This is a genomic window from Rhizobium sp. RHZ01 (assembly GCF_014851595.1).
GTDB lineage: Bacteria > Pseudomonadota > Alphaproteobacteria > Rhizobiales > Rhizobiaceae > Rhizobium > Rhizobium altiplani.
Genome location: NZ_JACUZZ010000096.1, coordinates 1 through 564, shown reverse-complemented (window position 1 = coordinate 564; position 564 = coordinate 1). Strand labels below are relative to the sequence as shown.

General features: G+C 60.6%; 1 protein-coding gene and 1 pseudogene. Both read left to right on the top strand.

What is annotated here, in order from left to right:
- Positions 1-246, top strand: a 246-nt coding sequence (petA, locus tag IB248_RS30965) for a ubiquinol-cytochrome c reductase iron-sulfur subunit (protein WP_192242248.1), incomplete at its 5' end; no start/stop codon positions are given.
- Positions 247-259: 13 nt separating this feature from the next.
- Positions 260-564: pseudogene (locus IB248_RS30960) on the top strand (cytochrome b); the annotation flags it as partial.

The following is a 564-nucleotide window of genomic DNA, read 5'->3' as shown; positions in this document are numbered from 1 at the left end:
GCGCAGGCGACCGGCGTCGACCGTTCGGCCGGCAAGGACAAGGAAAACTGGATCGTCATGATCGGCTCGTGCACCCATCTCGGCTGCATCCCGCTCGGCCAGGCCGGCGAATACAATGGTTGGTTCTGTCCCTGCCATGGCTCGGTCTACGACACGGCCGGCCGCATCCGCAAAGGTCCGGCGCCGCAGAACCTGGCGATCCCGACCTATTCGTTCGTTTCCGATAAAGTAATCAAGATCGGTTGAGGGGGACTGATTTATGAGTGGCCATTCCAGCTACGAGCCATCAACCGGCCTTGAGAAGTGGATCGATGCGCGCCTGCCTTTGCCGCGCATGGTCTATGACAGTTTCGTCGCCTATCCGGTTCCGCGCAACCTGAACTATGCCTACACCTTCGGCGCCATGCTGGCGGTCATGCTCGTCGTGCAGATCCTGACCGGCGTCGTGCTGGCCATGCACTATGCGGCGGAAACGACGGTTGCCTTCAACTCCGTCGAAAAGATCATGCGTGACGTCAACCACGGCTGGCTGCTGCGCTATATGCACGCCAACGGCGCGTCGTT